The organism is Balneola sp. (assembly GCA_002694685.1).
GTDB lineage: Bacteria > Bacteroidota > Rhodothermia > Balneolales > Balneolaceae > Gracilimonas.
This window is the reverse complement of sequence record NZMW01000004.1, coordinates 179995-200084: the sequence shown is the minus strand read 5'-3', so window position 1 is coordinate 200084 and position 20090 is coordinate 179995. Positions and strand designations below refer to the sequence as shown.

Annotated in this window: 16 protein-coding genes and 1 riboswitch; of the genes, 13 read left to right on the top strand and 3 right to left on the bottom strand. The window is 42.8% G+C overall.

The features are described 5' to 3' along the window. Nucleotides 1-17: 17 nt before the first annotated feature. On the bottom strand, nucleotides 18-617 hold the full coding sequence (locus CL667_06375; GenBank protein ID MAL17319.1) for a 3-methyladenine DNA glycosylase: 600 nt from the start codon (nucleotides 615-617) through the stop codon (nucleotides 18-20). Then, nucleotides 617-1525, bottom strand: a complete 909-nt coding sequence (locus tag CL667_06370; protein ID MAL17318.1) for a hypothetical protein — start codon at nucleotides 1523-1525, stop codon at nucleotides 617-619. Before CL667_06370 ends, CL667_06375 begins: the two co-directional genes overlap by 1 nt. Before the next feature lie 152 nt (nucleotides 1526-1677). Between CL667_06370 and CL667_06365 the strand changes: the two genes are divergently transcribed. Together CL667_06365 and CL667_06360 are read left to right on the top strand one after the other, a co-directional pair. After that, nucleotides 1678-4347 (top strand): DNA mismatch repair protein MutS, encoded by a 2670-nt coding sequence (locus CL667_06365; GenBank protein MAL17317.1) that lies wholly within the window; start codon nucleotides 1678-1680, stop codon nucleotides 4345-4347. 91 nt (nucleotides 4348-4438) lie between these two features. Continuing rightward, nucleotides 4439-5320, top strand: coding sequence for a GTPase Era (locus CL667_06360; protein ID MAL17316.1), 882 nt, complete (start codon nucleotides 4439-4441; stop codon nucleotides 5318-5320). Here the strand turns inward: CL667_06360 and CL667_06355 are convergent, their stop codons facing one another. Continuing rightward, nucleotides 5321-6361 carry a methyltransferase type 11 gene (locus tag CL667_06355; GenBank protein MAL17315.1) on the bottom strand — a complete coding sequence of 347 codons (1041 nt, stop codon included), beginning with the start codon at nucleotides 6359-6361 and terminating at the stop codon, nucleotides 5321-5323. A 328-nt stretch (nucleotides 6362-6689) separates the two neighbouring features. Beyond that, nucleotides 6690-6822: riboswitch (SAM riboswitch) on the top strand. Between the two features lie 148 nt (nucleotides 6823-6970). Between CL667_06355 and CL667_06350 the strand changes: the two genes are divergently transcribed. The 11 genes from CL667_06350 to murD all read left to right on the top strand — a co-directional run bounded on the left by CL667_06350 (nucleotide 6971) and on the right by murD (nucleotide 20032). Then, nucleotides 6971-8299: an O-acetylhomoserine aminocarboxypropyltransferase gene (locus tag CL667_06350; protein ID MAL17314.1), complete on the top strand. Its 1329-nt coding sequence runs from the start codon at nucleotides 6971-6973 to the stop codon at nucleotides 8297-8299. Nucleotides 8300-8370: 71 nt separating this feature from the next. After that, complete coding sequence (metX, locus tag CL667_06345) at nucleotides 8371-9414, top strand: homoserine O-acetyltransferase (GenBank protein ID MAL17313.1); 1044 nt, start codon at nucleotides 8371-8373, stop codon at nucleotides 9412-9414. Beyond that, nucleotides 9411-10514 (top strand): hypothetical protein, encoded by a 1104-nt coding sequence (locus CL667_06340; GenBank protein ID MAL17312.1) that lies wholly within the window; start codon nucleotides 9411-9413, stop codon nucleotides 10512-10514. Before metX ends, CL667_06340 begins: the two co-directional genes overlap by 4 nt. 66 nt (nucleotides 10515-10580) lie before the next feature. Beyond that, complete coding sequence (locus tag CL667_06335) at nucleotides 10581-11717, top strand: aminopeptidase (GenBank protein ID MAL17311.1); 1137 nt, start codon at nucleotides 10581-10583, stop codon at nucleotides 11715-11717. Nucleotides 11718-12104: 387 nt separating this feature from the next. Then, nucleotides 12105-12572 (top strand): division/cell wall cluster transcriptional repressor MraZ, encoded by a 468-nt coding sequence (gene mraZ / locus CL667_06330; protein ID MAL17310.1) that lies wholly within the window; start codon nucleotides 12105-12107, stop codon nucleotides 12570-12572. Continuing rightward, on the top strand, nucleotides 12547-13500 hold the full coding sequence (locus tag CL667_06325) for a hypothetical protein (protein ID MAL17309.1): 954 nt from the start codon (nucleotides 12547-12549) through the stop codon (nucleotides 13498-13500). The genes mraZ and CL667_06325 overlap by 26 nt, the downstream gene beginning before the upstream one ends. Then, a complete protein-coding gene (locus tag CL667_06320) occupies nucleotides 13497-13907 on the top strand; it encodes a hypothetical protein (protein MAL17308.1) in 411 nt (136 codons plus the stop codon). The genes CL667_06325 and CL667_06320 overlap by 4 nt, the downstream gene beginning before the upstream one ends. Before the next feature lie 4 nt (nucleotides 13908-13911). Then, on the top strand, nucleotides 13912-16083 hold the full coding sequence (locus CL667_06315) for a hypothetical protein (GenBank protein ID MAL17307.1): 2172 nt from the start codon (nucleotides 13912-13914) through the stop codon (nucleotides 16081-16083). Further along, nucleotides 16084-17544 (top strand): UDP-N-acetylmuramoyl-L-alanyl-D-glutamate--2,6-diaminopimelate ligase, encoded by a 1461-nt coding sequence (locus CL667_06310; protein MAL17306.1) that lies wholly within the window; start codon nucleotides 16084-16086, stop codon nucleotides 17542-17544. Beyond that, nucleotides 17544-18680 (top strand): phospho-N-acetylmuramoyl-pentapeptide-transferase, encoded by a 1137-nt coding sequence (locus CL667_06305; protein ID MAL17305.1) that lies wholly within the window; start codon nucleotides 17544-17546, stop codon nucleotides 18678-18680. Before CL667_06310 ends, CL667_06305 begins: the two co-directional genes overlap by 1 nt. Then, nucleotides 18677-20032, top strand: coding sequence for a UDP-N-acetylmuramoyl-L-alanine--D-glutamate ligase (gene murD / locus CL667_06300; protein ID MAL17304.1), 1356 nt, complete (start codon nucleotides 18677-18679; stop codon nucleotides 20030-20032). The genes CL667_06305 and murD overlap by 4 nt, the downstream gene beginning before the upstream one ends. Nucleotides 20033-20090 lie beyond the last annotated feature (58 nt).

Sequence of the window (20090 nt, the reverse complement as noted above, 5' to 3'; positions counted from 1 at the left end):
TCATATCATCGGGCTTTTTATTTGCTCACATACTTTGAGCCTTTCAGAGTAAATCTCCAGGGAAGTTGTGCATCTTCCTCTGCATAATCGATTCCAATCCGTTCGGAAGCTTGTATCTCATCACCCCCTACCTCAGTTCCCTGATCTTCAATCCAAATGGTATCCCCCAACAAATCAATTCCATAATGATCCCGGTTTATACCGAGTGCCTGAGATATGATTCCCGGTCCATTCCCCACTGAAGGATCTAGCTTTTCCTTATTTCTTCTCTTCAGCATTGCATCGATTCCATCAACTGGCTCAATTGCTCGAATCAGTATAGCATCTGCCAGACCTTCTTGATTGGTTACAATATTGAATAGGTTATGAATTCCATAACATAGATATACATAAGCATGGCCCGGCTTCCCATACATTACTTCAGTTCGCTTAGTTCTTTTGTTAAGGTGGGCGTGGCAGGCTTTGTCATTTCTTCCGTCATAGGCTTCGGTTTCCACAATTCTGCCAGAAGTAAAAACATCATCTACGTTAGTGCACAGGACTTTCCCTATGAGTTCTCTGCTAATTTGAACTACATCATCACGGCTATAAAAAGAGCGGGGCAGCTTTTTGGACATCAGGAAATTGCTGTGTACGGATTCTCCTCTATGGCCGGTCTGTTCCCGAGATATACGTCTTTGTAAGCCCGGCCCATAATTGCACTAATAACAAACAAAAGAGCCGTATAGAAGGTCCATATCCCCAAAAGAATCACAACGGTATATCCTTGGTAGAAGTAGCGGTAAGTAGAAAATGCGTATTCCAGATAAGTACTAAGTCCGTATTTGGCAATTTCAAACATAATGGTGTAACAGATTGTCGCCATAAGTGCTACACGGGGTTTAATCTTACGTTCACTTACAAAACGAAATACCACATACAGCACCAGAAAAGCGATTAAAATTGGAAGTACGATATTCAGGAAATCATAAATCCAGGGTAATTCAATCACTATATCAGTGAACGGAACATCAATCCGGCTCAAATTAAAAAGGGAAATAGTTGAAATAGCCAGGCTAAAGAAAAGAAATACGGTTCCTATTAAACTGAAACCAAAGAAGTTATACACTACATCCATGATCGGGTGCTTGCGTTCTTTAATGTCGAACGTATCAAAGAGTACATGTTTTAGCGAGTGGAGCAGCCCTTGAGTAAAGAACATCAACACAATAATACCTATGATCCCAAAAATCTGCCGTGCTCCCACTAATGGTCGAAGCAAAGTCTCAATGGTTACTGCTCCCTGAAATACATCGTTGTTCTGAGTTTCGTAGGTAAAGCTAGGGAAGAATTCTCGCCCATAACGTACAATTTCATTAAAAGCTTCATCCACTGAGAGCGCATAACCGATGATGGAAATCAGGATAAGAACAAAGGGAATAGCGCAGATAAATAAATTGAAGGTTATCGCCGAGGCATTAAAGAAGATGTCTTTTTTGCCTGCCAGCTTAAAAACCCGCTTCCAAAATTCTTTGTGTTTCTCCACAAGCTGTGTATTGTTTGGTGAAGGGTAAAATTCGCAGGATGTTCAGTTAATTCCAAACAAACATTTCACGCATAGTTTTTCAGCCAATTCATTGGTAAGTTCCAAGCCTTAATTCAGCAATCTATCAGCATAAAAACAGGTATTTCGAGCGCATGAGTGCTAAGAAAAATCAAACTCCGCTAATGCGGCAGTATTTCAAAATTAAAGACGAAAATCCCGGTACAATTCTACTATTTCGGGTTGGGGATTTTTATGAGACTTTTGCCGATGATGCCCAGCTGGTAAGTAAAGAATTGGGAATTACGCTCACCAAACGAAATAATGGTGGCGATCAAACTCCGCTCGCCGGCTTCCCCTACCATGCTTTAGACAACTATTTACCCAAGTTGGTAAAGAAAGGACATAAGGTTGCTGTTTGTGATCAGACCGAAGATCCTGAAGATGCTAAAAAGGCCGGCCGCAAAATTGTTGATCGTGAGGTTACCGAAATCACAACTCCCGGCGTTACCATGTCGGAAAAACTGCTCGATCATAAACGGAATAACTATATCGCTTCATTGCATTGGGATGGCTCTACTGTTGGGGTTGCATTTTCTGATATTTCAACGGGTGAATTTGCGCTTAGTCATGTGGCAGAAAAAAACCTGGACAGCCTGCTCGCCGCCATTCAGCCTTCTGAAATTCTGGTTCAGCAAAAAAGGAAAAACAAGCTGGATGAAAAGCTGACTCACCATAATATCAGCTACATCGAAGATTGGGTTTATGATGGTGATTACGGTTACAACTTGCTCACCGACCATTTTGAAACGCATTCACTAAAGGGTTTTGGAGTTGAGAAGCTGAATGTCGCTCACGTAGCAGCCGGTTCTCTGATGCATTATATGCAGGAAACCCAAAAAGCTTACTTACGCCATCTGCGCCGATTATATGCGTATGAAAGCTCTGAATTCATGAGCCTGGATGGGGCTACAAAACGCAATCTTGAGCTTACCGCCAGTATTCAGGAAGGCGGAACGGATGGCACCTTAATTTCTATTCTTGATGACACTTGTACGGCTATGGGCGGACGCTTACTTCGCCGATGGATTATGCGCCCCCTCAAAAGACTTAAGCCCATACAACAGCGCTTAGATGCTGTAGAAAAAATTTATAAGAACACAGATGTCCGCCAAACACTAAGGGAAGAACTGGAGCAAGTTGGTGATATGGAGCGCCTTATCTCCCGCATTGCGATGGGACGAACAAACGCCCGGGATATCGTTCAGCTTAAGTTATCACTGGCTCAAATTCCCCGACTAAAAAGCCAGTTTTCAAATATTGATGACCCCTTGCTCGAAGATATTTCAAGCCGGCTTAAATTACTGATTGAAGTTCAGGAGCGTATCAATAAAGCTTTGAAAGACGACCCTCCGGCCAGCGTGCGAGATGGTGGAATGATCGAAGATGCTTTTAATGACGAGCTGGATGAACTCCGAGATATCGCCAAGAACGGAAAAAAATACATTGCCGAAATCAAGGATGGCTTAGCTAAAGAGCATAGTATTCCTTCCCTTAAAATTGGGTATAACAAAGTGTTTGGGTACTATATTGAAGTGACCAACACGCATAAAGACAAAGTCCCCGAGACATTCATCCGGAAGCAAACACTGGTTAATTCTGAGCGATATATTACTCCCGAATTGAAGGAAGTTGAGGAGAAAGTTCTTTCGGCAGAAGAACGAAGCAAAACGCTGGAGTATGAACTTTTTGAGGAGCTTCGATTATATGTAGCAGAATTTGCCGATGATGTCCAGCAGGTCTCTCACGCCATCGCTGAGCTGGACTGTATTCAGGGGTTTGCCGAAATCGCCTTCCGAAATAACTATGCTAAGCCCGAAGTAGGCGATCATGAAGAAATTGATATTGAAAAAGGACGTCACCCTGTAGTTGAAAAGTCTTTACCGATGGGTGAGCCATTCATTCCCAACGACATCAAACTGGATAATACAGAGCAGCAAATTCTGATTATAACCGGGCCCAACATGGCGGGTAAAAGTATCATACTTCGCCAAACCGGACTGATTGTATTACTGGCTCAAGTTGGGAGTTTTGTTCCTGCAAAGTCAGCAAATATTGGTTTGGTTGACAAGATCTTTACCCGCGTTGGCGCTTCTGATAATCTTGCAGCAGGAGAAAGTACGTTTCTTGTTGAAATGAACGAGGCCGCCAACATTCTTAATAACGCGACTCCCCGTTCCTTGATTTTACTCGATGAAGTGGGACGTGGAACTTCAACTTTTGATGGATTAAGCATTGCCTGGTCACTTGCAGAATACCTACACAACCATGCTCCGGTAGCAGCTAAAACACTTTTTGCCACTCATTACCATGAACTGAATGAGCTGGAACAAATGTATGAGCGCACCATAAATTTCAACGTACAGGTTAAAGAACATGATGGAAAAGTGGTGTTCTTAAGGAAATTGATTCGGGGTGGAGCAGACCACAGCTACGGAATTCAAGTCGCTGACATGGCCGGGCTTCCTCAAGTGGTCATTGAAAGAGCTAAAGAAATTCTGAAAAACCTCGAAAGCCATAGCCTCGATATTACCAACAAAAATGGATCTATTGAGAAAGAAGCTTCCTCCAAAAAAGAAGCCGCAAAGAATTTATCAGAGAAAGTAGATAGGCAGGAAGAAACGAGTCAGATGACGATGTTTCAAACGCATGTGGATCCAAGGATCGAGACCGTACTGAATAAGCTGGAAGCAACAGATCCAAACCGCATGACTCCTATCGAAGCATTGATGCTGATAACCGAACTGAAAAGACTCGTTGATTGAAAAAGTGCATGTGTGTTAAAGTGTCTACGTTTTTTAAACAAACCCGACGCTTTAACACACATACACTTCCACACTGAAACACAAAAAAACCATGGAAAATAAGCCTCATAAGTCTGGATATGTAGCCATCATCGGAAAGCCGAATGCTGGGAAATCTACGCTGATGAATAATATTCTGGGGAGTAAAATTTCTATTACTACTCATAAAGCTCAGACTACGCGCCATCAGATTGTTGGGATTTTTTCGGATGAGGATACCCAAATTGTTTTCTTGGATACACCCGGAGTTATCAGTCCGAAATATGAGCTCCAAAAAGCCATGATGAAGACAGTAGAACGAGCCCGTTCTGATGCCGATCTCATACTCTTCATCCATGACCCAATGGATACACACCCGCCGGATGATGTGGTAAATCTGATTAAATCCATCAATAAACCCATCTATTTAGTGGTGAATAAAATGGATGCTGCCAATCAGGAAAAAGCGGAAAAATCAGTGGCAGATCTTGAAGCAAAAATGAAAATCCGGTCCGTTCACTATATTTCTGCAACTATGGGAACAGGAGTTGAAGAACTGATGGAAGAGGTAAAAAAAGGCCTGTTGCCCGGACCGCCCTTCTATCCAAAAGAAGACCTAAGCGAGCACCCCGTTCGATTCTTTGTGTCAGAGTTAATAAGAGAGCAAATATTTCTGCAATTTCACCAGGAAATCCCCTACTCCTGTACGGTTGAAGTTATTTCATATGATGAAGATGTGGACATCGATCGCATTCATGCCGACATCATTGTAAACCAGAAATCCCAAAAAGGAATGCTGATTGGAAAAGGCGGATCAGCCATCAAAGAACTCGGTATTGAAGCCCGAAAATCTGTTGAAGGATTTATTGGGAAGCAGGTCTACCTGGAACTCCATGTGAAAGTCCGTGAAAAATGGAGAGAAAAAGAAGGCTGGGTTCGGAATTTGGGATATTGATTAACAGCAGGCACCCATCGCTGAATCTTCTGAAGAACTGGGTGAAGAGGAAGGCTCACAATCGAAGGCTCCAAAATGTGTGTTCCGGTTTCCTGTTACTTTGAAATGCTTCCCGTATCGGGTTTCTTCAACCATTGCAGCTGTATTGCCACAAACCAGCATAGGCTTCCCAGTTTCAAAAAGATGATGATCATCTAACATAAATGCGTGAGGCGATTCTGGTATAGTGCCCTGATATGTTGCTACCTGACCGTAGTCTTCGCAGATATCTTCAACGGCATCCAGTTTAAAAGCTCTAATGGTCAGTGATTCAAAGTTGACCATTCCTACTTTTTGCTCAATTTCGGCGTTCTCGATATCAATTTTATGTCCGGTAACAACTCGATAATCAAGACATCCAACATCTCTAAGCATGCGGCGGAAGTCTTCGATATATAATGCTCCTGACAGGCATTCTCCAAATAGAACGGGATCATCCACTAGGTGCTGAGGCACTCTTCGGTCAGAAAAAACATCTGAAAAATATAATTCCCCACCCGGTTTCAGTACACGAAATATCTCCTCATAAACCCTCCTTTTATCCGGCGATAGATTGATCACACAATTCGAAATCACTACATCAACAGAGTTGTCTTCGATTCCAATTGCTTTCAGATCTTCGATATACCCGTTCTTGAATTCTACATTGGGTTTTTCGAAACCAAACTTTTTCATTTGCTTATCGAGGTTTCGGTTTGCTACATCCAGTTGCTCTTCGGTCATATCAACCCCAATCACATGACCGTCAGGACCTACTAATTTCGAAGCCAAATAAACATCCCTCCCGCTCCCACAGCCAAGATCTAAAACCACTTTCCCTTCCAGCTCAGATGGAATGGGTGATCCGCAACCATAGAATTTCGCCAATACTTCATCTTCTATATCAGCTAGTATTTTTTTGTGATAATCAGGAATATTCTCCGTAGTACAGCAGGCCGTTGTTTTTAAATCATTCGTACTCTTAAGGACCTTACCGTAATATTCTTGTACGCTATTCGTCATGCTTAATTGTTAATTAGTTATTACTATCATTTACGAAGCAACCAAAGATGTTGGATGTAATGATGCCCAACATTCTTACCATTTGAAAGGCTATTTCCAAAAAACAAAAAATAATTTGCGCCTTCCAAAATCTACCCTTAACATTAGTGCAATGAAATTAATCCGACAAAATATCAACAGCTCTTGTGTAATTATGTGTTGCATGTGTATGTGCGTGGCACAGACCTAAGGGCTTGATACAATAAATTTTTAGACAGCCCTTTTGAATGTAACTCACAAGGGCTTTTTTGTTGGATAATATTTCAATCGTTCTTTTACATTAGTTGCATTCTCATTACGAAAGGTGGAGGGATCAGGTCCTTTGAAGCCTTGGCAACCGTCCCGCATATAACTTGTTATGTGCAGGGAAAAGGTGCTACATCCTGTCTCTAATCTGTAAAGGTTTAGGGAAAAGATGAGTTCGAACAGATTTTGGTTTTTGACATAAAGCCTCTTTCGGATTCATCTCTGAAAGAGGCTTTTTTTATGATTTGAAAAAAGTCTTGAGGAGGAGAATCAACAATTTTAAGACTCAAAAACAAACAACACTTACTCAAAAATCAGTTAATCATGAGCAACGAAAAAGAAAAACGCGACTTCAAATTTGAAACCCTGCAGCTACATGCGGGACAAGAACCCGATCCAACAACCGGATCCAGAGCGGTTCCCATTTATCAAACTACTTCTTTCAACTTTGATAATTCGGAGCACGCTGCTAATCTTTTTGCACTTCGTGAATTTGGGAATATTTATACCCGGATCATGAACCCAACCAACGATGTATTTGAAAACCGGCTTGCTGCTTTAGAAGGCGGAACCGCTGCATTAGCAACCTCATCAGGACAAGCTGCACAGTTTTTAGCCATCACCAATTTAGCCGAAGCCGGTGATAACATCGTCTCCACGCAGTTCCTTTATGGTGGAACCTATAATCAGTTTAAAGTGACATTACCCCGATTGGGAATAAAAGTGAACTTTGCTGAAGACGATTCCATTGAAGCTTTTGAAAAGCATATTGATGACAAAACAAAAGCCATCTATGTAGAATCCATTGGAAATCCGCGCGGAAACGTAGCTGATTTCGAAGGGCTTTCTGCTTTAGCTAAAAAGCATGACATCCCTCTCGTAGTTGATAATACCTTTGGCGCCGGCGGAGCTTTGGTCCAGCCATTAAAACATGGCGCTAATGTGGTAACCGCATCAGCCACTAAATGGATTGGCGGACACGGAACTTCCATCGGTGGCGTGATCGTAGATGGTGGAAACTTCAACTGGGGCAACGGTAAATTTCCAGGCTTCAGTGAACCTTCCCCTTCTTATCACGGATTAAAGTTTTGGGAAGTTTTTGGTGAAGACGGTCCGTTTGGAAACATCGCTTTTGCGATCCGTGCAAGGGTAGAAGGACTTCGGGATGTAGGCTCGTCTCAATCCCCTTTCAACAGTTTTCTGCTGCTTCAAGGCTTAGAAACTCTTTCCTTAAGAGTTGAACGACACAGCGAAAACGCACTTAAGCTCGCTAAATTCCTGAAAGGACATGAAGCTATTGAGTGGATCAATTACACCGGACTTCCTGAGCACGACTACCACGAGCGTGCGAAGAAGTATCTGAAGAAAGATCATTTCGGATCAGTCTTTACGTTTGGTGTAAAAGGCGGATATGATGCCGCCCGAGAATTCATTGAAGGTGTGGAGCTTTCAAGTCACCTAGCTAATGTAGGCGATGCAAAAACCCTGGTTATACATCCAGCATCTACAACCCATCAACAGCTAACGGATAAGGAACAACAAGCTAGTGGTGTTAAAGGCGACCTGATCCGTGTATCGGTAGGAATTGAGCATATCGATGACATTATCGAAGACTTCGAGAAGGCCTTTGCCAAAATTAAAGTAACAGCATAATCGTCCAATACCACTCATTGAGAACGGGCTGGATAAGCTCGTTCTCTTTTTCAAAAAAAACCAACATATAGATGACAAAACCTTTAATCCATAGCTTCGAGTCTTCCTTTACTACCGAGTCAGGTGTGGAAATAACAGATCCGGTAATCTCCTACCGAAGCTGGGGAAAACTAAATACCGAAAAGGATAATGTGGTATTCATTTGCCATGCACTTACAGGCAACACCGATGCCGACGTTTGGTTTGGCGGTTTGATTGGGACAGATAAAACCATCAATCCAGATAAACACTTTATCATCTGTACCAATATTCTTGGTAGCTGTTATGGTTCTACCGGGCCTGAATCCATCAACCCGGAAACAGGCAAGGCTTGGCAAGCTGATTTCCCCGATATCACCATCCGTGATATTGTGAGGTTTAATCAAAAGTTGCTGGATGAACTGGGTATCACAGGAATCAAACTGGTAGTTGGAGGATCTTTGGGTGGAATGACTGCCCTGGAGTTTGCCCTTATAGATGACCGGGTGAAAGCAGCGGCTCTTTTTGCCATGGGAAAAGCACATTCCCCTTGGGCCATTGGTATTAGCCAAGCTCAGCGAATGGCCATTTATGCAGACAAGAACTGGAATGGCGGATTTTATTCAAAAAAGAATCCACCTGAGAAAGGGTTAGCCGCAGCCCGGGCTATGGCAATGATCACCTACAGAACACCGGAAAATTATACCAAAAAATTCAGCCGTGAAGTTCATCCCGAAAAAGAAATATATCAGGTTGAATCCTATCTGAATTACCAGGGGCAGAAATTAGTTGGACGATTTGATGCCAACTCTTATGTCACCTTAACTAAAGCTATGGATTCCCATGATGTTTCCCGTAATCGTGGTTCCTTTGAAAGCGTTTTGGCAAAATTAGATAAACCGGTTTTAGTTGTTGGGTTTGAAAGCGACAAGCTTTATCCCATCGGCGAACAACAAGAGCTGGCTGAGCTTATTCCGAACAGCCACTTTGCACAGTTAGATTCTCCTTACGGACACGACGCCTTCCTGATCGAATTCGATCAGCTCAACACTCAATTGCAATCATTTTTTCACTCACTCACCGAAGTAAAATCATGACACTCACATTAAAAAAATCATCTTCTGATTCACAAAAAAACCTCTCCATTAAAAAGAAAAAAATTCGGCTTTTTATTGCCGGAATCGGAGCTGTAGGTGGAACGCTTACCAAACTCATTCAGGAACTCAATCATGATCTCTATGACTTAAGAATTATTGGAGTTTGTAACAGCTCATTCACTAAATGGAACCCTGATGTCGATGCTTTTCTGGAAGACCGGAAACTAAGCCAGGGCGAACCAACTGATTGGAATGTCATTCCTGATCAACTCATCAATCAAAGTGATGGAAATCTGGTTTTTGTTGATGCCACAGGAAGCGAAGTTGTTGCCCATCAATATCAGCATTTATTGACTCATGGAGTTCATATTGCAACACCCAGCAAGCGGGCAAATACGTTTGGGCAGGATTATTTCAATCACCTGATTAAAGCCAATGACTCAGGTCGTGCTCAGTATCGATACGAAACAGCGGTAGGTGCAGGGCTTCCAGTAATAAGCACCATTAAAACATTACTGAACAGCGGTGATGAGGTTACCGAGATATCAGGTGTAGCTTCAGGAACTATGACTTTCCTATTTACCCAGCTTCAAAATGGAGTTCCTTTCAGTGAAGCTGTCCGAAAAGCAAAACAAGACGGATATTCAGAACCTGATCCTCGGGAGGATTTATCCGGAGAAGACGTAGCCCGTAAATTTCTTATCCTGGCCCGAACTTGTGGTTATACTTTTGAGAGAAATCAAATCCGCGTTGATACTTTAGTACCTGAAAAGTTGATCTCGCTTTCTACTGAAGAATTTTTAGATCATCTCCCCGAATTTGATGGCCATTGGAAAAGCCGTAATGCTCAGGCCATGGTTAACAATAAGAAGCTCCGCTATGTCGGTAAGTTCACCCCTGATGGAATACAAGTAGGTGTGCAGGACGTGAAAGGAGAGTCACCGCTCGGTGGATTGAAGGGTACCGATAATTTGATTCAGATTTATACCAAGAGATATTCAACTTCTCCTATTGTAATTCAAGGACCAGGAGCCGGTCGCGACGTTACTGCCGCCGGAGTTTTAGGAGATATTATTGATATAGGAAGTTTTATAGAGTGATAAATCTATTTTTGATTTCGAATCTGATCTGAGTTATTGTAATCTAAATTTCAGATCATGATTTTTATGAAAACACTTTTAGTTTTTCTAGCTCTTACGTTAGCTACAAATACTTCTTATTCCCAAGACCGCCAACGCGCCAGAGACCTTGGTATCAAACCGGGAATCCTAACACCTGGACCTATCAATGCTATCACTGATGCAGATGGGGTAAGTGTGGGGCATGCAACGGTTATAGAAGGCGAAAATATCCGAACCGGTGTAACAATGATTTTCCCTCATCAGGGCGATGTATTTAAAAGCCGGGTACCTGCGGCAGTATATGTAGGTAATGGATATGGAAAAGCATTGGGGTTTACACAGATCAGAGAGTTGGGTGAAATTGAAACACCTATTGGTCTAACCAATACATTGAGTATTCATACCGTAGCCAATGGAATTACTGATTATATCTTAAATCAGGCCGGTAATGAAAATGTGCGATCAGTAAATCCGGTAGTTGGAGAAACCAATGATGGCTGGTTGAATGATATCCGAGGTCGGCACATTACTATGGAGCATGTTTCCGAAGCTATCCAAAATGCTAAAACAGGATCTGTTGAAGAAGGTTCTGTTGGTGCCGGATCTGGAACTTCAGCGCTGGGTTTTAAAGGTGGAATTGGGACTTCTTCTCGGCAGCTCCCTGAAAAGCTGGGAGGGTACACTGTTGGCGTTTTGGTTCAGTCTAATTTTGGAGGAGTGCTAACTATAAACGGAGCGCCGGTTGGGGAAGAACTTGAGAATCACTACCTAGCAAGTGCAGTACCTTATGATGTGGACGGCTCTATCATGATTATTGTGGCTACTGATGCTCCCCTCCTTTCAAGAAATTTAGAACGACTCGCCAAAAGAGCTTTACTTGGAATTGCCCGTGTTGGTGGTTTTGCCTCTAATGGAAGTGGCGATTATGTGATCGCGTTTTCAACGAGTGAAGATGTTAGAATCGAAACCGGAAATTCTGGATCAACTCAAACTTATACCGAACTCGAAAACTCAGCCACCACCCCGCTTTTTCTTGCAGCAGTAGAAGCTACTGAAGAAGCCATTTTAAATTCCCTATTTATGGCAACCACAATAACCGGAGATCGCGGACATACTCAGGAAGCTCTTCCAATTCCTGAAGTTTTAGAAATTATGAAGAAATATAATCTGCTTGAGAACTAATACTATATTTCCTGACCGAGCAAAAGACTGCTAAAGCTGGACCCTAAATCTGTTTGAAATTCGATCAATTTGGCGTGTTTTTCTAGCACCTCTAAAAAGTCTACCACTCTCTCCCACCAGGCTATTTTTTCAGTAATTTCTCCGCACTGACTTTTGAGCTAATCATAAAAAAGCCATTCTGCGCTACATATATGCAAGATATGTTAAGCTAATCAAAAACTTGCCCCAGCTGTCAAAAAACGCACCTACGCTATTTTTAAACTTTCTCAGGGAAACCTCTTGACACAAAGTGGTTCTTTAGGGTACATTGTGGGGTGAAGTGGGAGATAGTGGGGACTTCTCTTTTTCACCTTATATATAAGCAATCTAAAATCACGCAGGGATATCGTGCCAAGTTTTAAAGGACAATACGAGCATAGTATAGATGCCAAAGGCCGCGTGGCCTTCCCTGCCAAGTTACGCAAATCTTTGAGTCCTTCCGCACAAGAACGCTTTACTATTGTACGCGGTCAGGAATCCTGCCTTTATTTATACCCCGAAGATGAGTGGTCTCATGTTGAAGAAAAACTATCCCGCATAAATAACTTCACCAAAAAAGGCCGACTCGCTAAAAGAAATTTTCTGCGCTATGCGGAAGACGTGTCCCTTGACAAGCAAAACCGTATTGCCCTGCCTTCCGACCTCACAGAATATGCTGCCATCAACGGCAAAGCGGTATTCCTTGGAATGGGTGAATATATAGAGGTGTGGGACCCGGCTAAATTAGAGGAAGCTGATGCTGCCCTCGACGACGGAGCCTTTGAAGAAATTTTTGAACAAGTGATGGGAGATAATCCTGAAACCGATGTTGCTTGAGATGACTACATATCACCAACATATCCCGGTTTTATTAAATGAATCCGTTGAGGGCCTCATCACGGACAAGGATGGCATCTATGTAGATGGCACTCTTGGAGGTGGTGGACATTCCAAAGAAATTTTAAAACACCTCGGCGAAGATGGAAGGCTTTATGGTATCGACCAAGACGATGAAGCACTTGAAGCTGCTTCAGCAAATATTGGTAATGACCCTCGCTTTATCCCCATAAAAGGAAATTTCGGCTATCTGGCCACTCTTCTACCTCCCCAAACCCACGGTCAGATAGCCGGAATCCTATTAGATTTAGGTGTTTCAACTCATCAGATTAAGGAAGCGGAACGGGGATTTAGTTTTCAGGAAGATGGTCCGCTCGACATGAGGATGGGAAATCTTTCCGGAGTTTCTGCGTATCAGGTGGTAAATGAATATGAGTACGAAAAGCTGCGTGATGTGATCTTTCACTACGGCGAAGAAAAACAAAGTCGCCCGATTGCCCGCGCAATTATTGAAAACCGCCCTATCGAAACAACTGGTGAATTACAGAAAGTTGTTTCCGAAGTCGTGAACAAGCGATATGAGATAAAATCTCTTGCACGAGTATTTCAGGGAATTCGCATTGAAGTAAATCGCGAACTGGATATGTTGGAACGAGTGATGGAAGAATCGCTCGAAGTTTTGAAGCCCGGCGGACGTATTGTTGCTATTTCGTACCACTCCCTCGAAGACCGCATTGTTAAACGTTTTTTTAAAGCCGGTAACTTTGAAGGCAAAATTGAGAAAGACTTTTACGGAAACCCGATATCCCCAATAACGCCTGTTACTAAACAGGTTATTACCCCCAAAGAAGAAGAGGTTTCCGTAAATCCAGCATCCCGGAGCGCTAAACTCCGGATTGCTGAAAAAGTAGAAGGGGGCGGATCATGATCGTGCAATCCCCACTTAAAAAGCATGACATTCGCCCAAACCTTCGCAAAGTATCTTTGCCCGACAATAAATCTTCCTCCCCAAAAAACAAACGTCAGGCAAAGCATACGGGTAAGGCAAGCACTAAAATTGGCCTCCCCAAGGTCAAACCCTGGAAGGTGATTGTAGGAAGTATCATCATCGGGGCATTAGGTTTGCTCTATCTTACCCACGTATTTGCTACTCAGCAACTTCTCGAAGAAGTACAGACGCTGGAAGCAGAATACAATCGCGCCCGGGCTCAATACGATGAGCTTAAACTTCGCCATGACCGAATGATTGGTCCTGCGGAGATTTACCGTAAAGCCGAAGAACAAGGCTTTGTAAACGGCGGTCCGGCAGATAAAGTCATCATCATAAAGGAGTAATCAGATGGATGAACGCACTGCCATATTAAGCCGAATGTTTATCGTTCTTGGGTTGATACTTCTCATCCCTTGCGCACTGGGTTTCCAGTTAATCCGGATCAATTACTTTGAAGGAGAAGAACTTCGCGCGCTTTGGAGCAAACAAGCGGTCGATCAAATTCCTATTCCTGCCCAGCGTGGAAATATATATGATGCCAATGGCACTCTATTAGCTACTAACGCTGTAGATTATAAGCTCGCTTTTGATCCTAAAGTAACGGTAGATGGGAAAGTTGGTGTCCCTAAAGAACAAGTTGCTTTACTGACTACCAAATTAGCTGCTTTAACAAATAAGCCGGTTTCATTTTATCGATCCAAAATCAATTCCGCTCCTTCTCGATCTCGATACATCGTATTGGAAACAAATCTTTCTGTTGTTGCCAAAGATGAAATCAGAGCTCTTGACTTAGACGGAGTTATCCTTGAAGAGAATTACCGCCGGAAATATACATTTGGGTCTTTAGGAGCCCATGCACTCGGTTTTGTAAATCATGAGACCAATGGCCGAATTGGACTTGAAGCCTATTATAATGATGAGCTAAAGGGTGAAGATGGCGTTCGTCAGGTTCGTCGTGATCCTTTTAACAGAATTTTTGAATATGTCGGTGCTCCTAAAAAACTTCCGCGCAACGGCTACTCACTCCACACCACTATAGATGCCTACTTACAGGCTATTTTGGAAGATGAACTTAAAGCCGGTGTTGATAAACATCTGGCTAATTACGGAACGGGCATCATCATGGATCCCCGAACAGGAGCTATTAAAGCTTTGGCGAATTACCCTACTTATGATCCTAATTACCCGGGAAGCGTTGAAGAAGAAAATCGTCGTAATTTTGCTATTTCTGATATGATTGAACCCGGCTCCACCTTTAAGCTGGTAACTGCAATCGCCGCAGTAGAACAAGGTGTTGTTGATTTTGACGAGATCATCGAAACCCCTGAAAATGGCGAAGTTGTAATTCATGATTTAGTCCTAAGAGATCACGACCCGCTCGGAAATCTGACTTTCCAGGAAGTAATTCAAAAATCTTCGAACGTCGCTACAGCCGAACTGGCTATGAGAATGGACAAAGAAGTGTTCTATCAGTATGCACGCAATATGGGTTTTGGATCGAGCACAAACATTGATCTTACAGGTGAAGTTGAAGGCCGGCTTGCTAAACCCTATGAATGGAGTTTGGTAACGCTGCCCTGGATGTCACACGGTTATGAAATTCAAACCACTCCCCTGCAGATTGCTCAGGCTTATGCGGCATTTGCAAACGATGGCCGGATGATGCGTCCTTATTTGGTTGAGCGCATTGAGGACAAAAATGGAGAAGTAGTTTCAAAGCATGAGCCTGTTGAAATTCGGCGAATTGCCAAAACATCCACTTTGGAGAAATTATATCCTGTATTTGAAAGTGTAGTTACTGATTCTGGAACCGGTGATCTTGCGCAGGTTAATGGGCTCCGAATTGCCGGTAAAACCGGTACGGCTAAAAAAGTAGTTAAGGGGCGCTATACCAATAATTATCGAGGTTCTTTTGTTGGATTTTTTCCTGTAGACGACCCACAATATGTATGCTTTATTCTTCTTGATGAACCTAAGACAAGCGGTTACGGCGGATATACAGCAGCTCCAATTTTCCGAAACATTGCCAAGCGTATTGCAGGGTTAGACAATAATATTCAGCAGAATATGAAAGGAAGTGCAGATGAAGAACCTCTCTTTGCTCAAGTTCCCTTCCTGAAAGGACTTACTCAAAAACAGGCAAAAAATCTCCTCACCAGTTTAAATCTTTCTTATGAAATAGACGGTAAATCAGGATACATCACAGAACAAACTCCTGAAGCCGGAACAGAAATACTCATTGGGCAAGAAATTTCTCTCACTTTGTCGGAAACTTATGCTGCTTCTGATAGTGCAAAAGTAAAAGACGGCTACTCCGAAATCCCAGACCTGATTGGCATGAATATGCGTCAGGCCACAAATTTACTTACCGAACGCGGTCTTGAAACTGAAATCATTGGTTCAGGAACCGTATTTGCGCAGTATCCCAAAAAGGGACAACTGCTTCGAAAGGGATATACCGTAACCGTTCGCGGCAAAGCGAGATCATTGGAATTACTCACTCAAACAGACAAGCGATAATTGACGATAGATAAACTCATAGAAATTTGTAATCCGCTTCACGTCACTAATAAAGAATTTGATGGAGAGATAACTACGTTTGCCATCGACTCTCGTGATGTGAAAGAGGGAACTGTTTTTATCGCAATTCGCGGCACTCAGGTTGATGGGCATATGTTTTTGGAAGATGCTATCGGTCGTGGTGCTAAAGTCATCATTTGTGAAGAATCGTATTACACGGAAGACGATGTCTGCATTATAGAAGTCGAAGACACACAGAAGCTGGCTGGACCTCTTGCTCAGGCTTTCGCTGATTATCCTGCTAAGGATTTAAAAGTGATTGGTATAACCGGTACCAATGGTAAAACAACAACAGCTACTCTTGTTTATCAGGTTTTGAGTGCCTGTGGAGAAAAAGCATCACTACTCGGAACGGTAAGTAAACGAATTTTAGACGACGTTTTCGACAGCAAGCTCACTACTTCTGACCCTATTGAATTGGCCAGAGATATGAAAACTATGGTTGAAGCTGGATCAGAGTATTTAGTGATGGAAGTTTCATCTCATGCCTTAGATCAAGATCGGGTTGCCGGTTTCGATTTTGAAGTAGCTGCTTTCACGAACTTAAGCCAGGATCATCTCGATTATCATGAAACGCTGGATGAATACTCCAAGGCTAAAAAGATATTATTCGATAACCTCCCTGAATCATCAACTGCAGTTGTAAATACAGATGATGCTCAAGGTAATTTCATGATGAAAGACTGCAAAGCAAAGAGATCACTTCTAAGCTTTGGCAATGAATCTTCACATATACTGAAGAATTCTCCCGAAGGAATCACCATTGTTATTGATGGAGAAAAAATTGAAAGTCCTTTAGTAGGAGCCTTTAATGCCTATAATGTAGGTGAAGCCTTTCTGATCTGTAAAGCACTCGGGTTAGCTTCCAAAGATATTGCTACAGCGTTAGGCGAAGCAAAAGGAGCCGCAGGCCGAATGGAGCCTGTTGTTGTTGAAGGAGCGAATCTGCCGGTCGTAATCGTTGATTATGCCCACACACCAGACGCTCTTCAAAATGTTTGCTCTACCCTTTCTTCGGTTAAGGATGAACATCAAAAGCTAACGGTGATTTTTGGAGCCGGTGGCGATCGTGATTCCGGCAAACGACCGAAAATGGCTCAAGCCGCTGCGGCCTTTGCTGACAAAATCATTGTAACCAGTGATAATCCCAGATCTGAAAATCCAGATTTAATTATCGCTGATATTCTAGATGGCTTTGATGATTTAGGAAATGTAAAAAGCATCACTGACCGCAAGGAAGCCATTCAAAAAGCAATTGAAGACGCTTCTGCGGATGAAATTATACTGATTGCCGGAAAAGGTCATGAAGATTATCAGGAAGTAGATGGTGAGCGTCATCACTTTGATGATCGCGAGATTGCACAAGAATTTCTCACGGCCAAAGCTAAGGGAGGGAATTAGTGTTACACGAACTCTTCACATGGCTTGATACCACCTATAATGTTCCTGGAACCGGAGCAGTGGCTTTTATTTCTACCCGTACCGCTCTTGCAGCTGTTACTTCCCTATTGATTAGCCTTTTTGTGGGTAAAAAAATCATTCACTGGCTAAGTAAGCTACAATTGCGTGAAGTAATCCGTGATGACATTGGATTAGACAGCCATCTTGCCAAAGGCGAAACTCCAACCATGGGTGGTGTCATTATTATTTTGGCTATTGTAATTCCAGCACTCCTATGGATGAAAATGGAAAGCGTCTACAGCTGGCTCATTGTATTTGTGGTGCTCTCCCTGGGTATTGTTGGTTTTATTGATGATTACATAAAAGTAGTCAAGAAAGATAAAAGTGGACTCGCCGGTTGGTTTAAGATTGCCGGACAAGTAATAGTCGGCCTCGTTGTTGGAGCCGTACTGTACTTCCACCCTGATTTTGAGACCTTTAATTCACTTTCTACCGTCCCCTTTCTGAAGAATGTAAACATTGATTACGCCTACTTCGGAGATACCTTGGGCTGGATGATTTACCTCGGCGTCGCTGTTTTTGTAATAACCGCAGTAAGTAATGCTACGAATCTTACGGACGGTCTTGATGGGCTTGCCGCCGGAACATCTGCCATTTGTGGAATTGTATTTGCGATTTTTGCTTACGTATCCGGCCGGGTTGATTCCTCTGGATACCTAGACATTATCTATCTCCCCGGAACCGGAGAACTCACCATTTTTGCTGCCTCACTAATTGGGGCTTGTATTGGGTTCTTGTGGTATAACACCAACCCGGCTTCCGTTTTTATGGGCGATACTGGCTCGCTTGCACTTGGGGGAGCTTTTGGTGCCCTGGGCCTGATGCTTCATAAGGAATTATTACTGCCTTTTATTTGCGGCGTGTTCTTTTTCGAAACGCTGTCCGTGATTGTTCAAACAACCTATTTCAAGTACACCAAACGAAAATATGGAGAAGGCCGTCGGGTATTCCTGATGACCCCTATCCATCATCATTATGAAAAGAAAGGGTGGCCTGAACAGAAGATTGTTGTTCGGTTTTGGATTATCACGGTTTTACTGGGAATTCTAAGTCTGTTGACGCTAAAAATCCGATGAGAGAAGTTAAGAACACACATATCGTTGTGATCGGCGCTGCCAAAAGTGGCATTGCTGCTGCTCTCCTCCTTCAGAAAAAAGGAGCGGATATTTTTGTATCTGATTACGGACAGATTTCTGAAGATGGAAAAAAGAAATTGGATCAAGCCAACATTCCTTATGAGGAAAATGGACACACCGAAAAAGCGAAGTCAGCTGATTTTGTAGTTGTGAGCCCTGGCGTACCAACAGAATCACCAATCATCCAGCATTACTTTAATGACGGAAAGGAAGTGTTTTCTGAAATTGAAGCTGCCGGCTGGTTTACTGACCAGGATATTATTGCAGTTACAGGGAGTAACGGTAAAACAACTGTCGCAAACTGGCTTGATCATGTTTGGAGTACGGCTAAACGAGATCATTCCCTTGCCGGAAATATTGGTGTAGCCTTTTCTGATACAATTGAGAACAATAAGGGTGATTTCCTGCTTGAAGTCAGCAGTTTTCAGCTTGATCATATCAAAGATTTTAAACCGTCCGTGAGTATGATTTTGAATATCACTCCGGACCACCTGAACCGCTATCAATATAGTATTGAGGCATATGCCGCGGCTAAATTCAGGATAACAGAAAATCAGACAGCGGATGATCGGTTCATCTTTAATTATGACGACCCGATCATTCAAAAGCATGTTGAACAGCTAAAGCAAAAGCAATCTGCTCCCCAACTTTGGGCTTTTTCAAATACGAATGAAGTCCCTGAAGGAGCGTTTGTTCGCGACAATCATATCATCTTCAAATTCAACGACAAAGAAGAACCACTTATGCCAGTAGAAGAAATAGGATTACGAGGCCGGCACAATTTAAGTAATGGCCTTGCCACAGCATTGGCAGCCCGAGCTGCAGAAATTAAAAATGAAGCCATCCGCGAAAGCCTGAAAAGCTTTACCGGTGTTGAACACAGGCTTGAAATGGCTCGGGAAGTAGATGGCGTGAAATACATCAACGACAGCAAGGCGACCAACGTGAATGCCGTATGGTTTGCACTGGATAGTTTCCATGTCCCTGTTACCCTGATTTTAGGGGGCCGCGACAAAGGAAATGATTACAGCGAGCTGGAATCCCAAATTCGCGAAAAGGTTCATACCGTAATCGCTATTGGTGAATCTAAAGATCGCGTTGAAGAACAACTCGGAAATGTGGCTCCCAACTTTGTACGTGTTGAAACCATGGGCGGAGCTGTACGAGCTGCTCAAAAGGGTGCCAAACGAGGAGAAGTCGTGCTATTAAGTCCGGCTTGTGCTTCTTTCGATATGTTTGACAGTTACGAACACCGCGGGAAAATTTTCAAAGACGAAGTAAACAAATTGTGATAACAATCAGAGTAACATAGTGACAGCGTTACAAAGTGGGTTTTGATCCTACCCACTT

What these genes read in the sequence shown, in the direction of transcription:
- CL667_06375 (MAL17319.1), bottom strand. Translation starts at nt 617, where the DNA reads ATGTCCAAAAAGCTGCCCCGCTCTTTTTATAGCCGTGATGATGTAGTT.
- CL667_06365 (MAL17317.1), top strand. Translation starts at nt 1,678, where the DNA reads ATGAGTGCTAAGAAAAATCAAACTCCGCTAATGCGGCAGTATTTCAAA.
- CL667_06360 (MAL17316.1), top strand. Translation starts at nt 4,439, where the DNA reads ATGGAAAATAAGCCTCATAAGTCTGGATATGTAGCCATCATCGGAAAG.
- CL667_06355 (MAL17315.1), bottom strand. Translation starts at nt 6,361, where the DNA reads ATGACGAATAGCGTACAAGAATATTACGGTAAGGTCCTTAAGAGTACG.
- CL667_06350 (MAL17314.1), top strand. Translation starts at nt 6,971, where the DNA reads ATGAGCAACGAAAAAGAAAAACGCGACTTCAAATTTGAAACCCTGCAG.
- metX (MAL17313.1), top strand. Translation starts at nt 8,371, where the DNA reads ATGACAAAACCTTTAATCCATAGCTTCGAGTCTTCCTTTACTACCGAG.
- CL667_06340 (MAL17312.1), top strand. Translation starts at nt 9,411, where the DNA reads ATGACACTCACATTAAAAAAATCATCTTCTGATTCACAAAAAAACCTC.
- CL667_06335 (MAL17311.1), top strand. Translation starts at nt 10,581, where the DNA reads ATGAAAACACTTTTAGTTTTTCTAGCTCTTACGTTAGCTACAAATACT.
- CL667_06320 (MAL17308.1), top strand. Translation starts at nt 13,497, where the DNA reads ATGATCGTGCAATCCCCACTTAAAAAGCATGACATTCGCCCAAACCTT.
- CL667_06315 (MAL17307.1), top strand. Translation starts at nt 13,912, where the DNA reads ATGGATGAACGCACTGCCATATTAAGCCGAATGTTTATCGTTCTTGGG.
- murD (MAL17304.1), top strand. Translation starts at nt 18,677, where the DNA reads ATGAGAGAAGTTAAGAACACACATATCGTTGTGATCGGCGCTGCCAAA.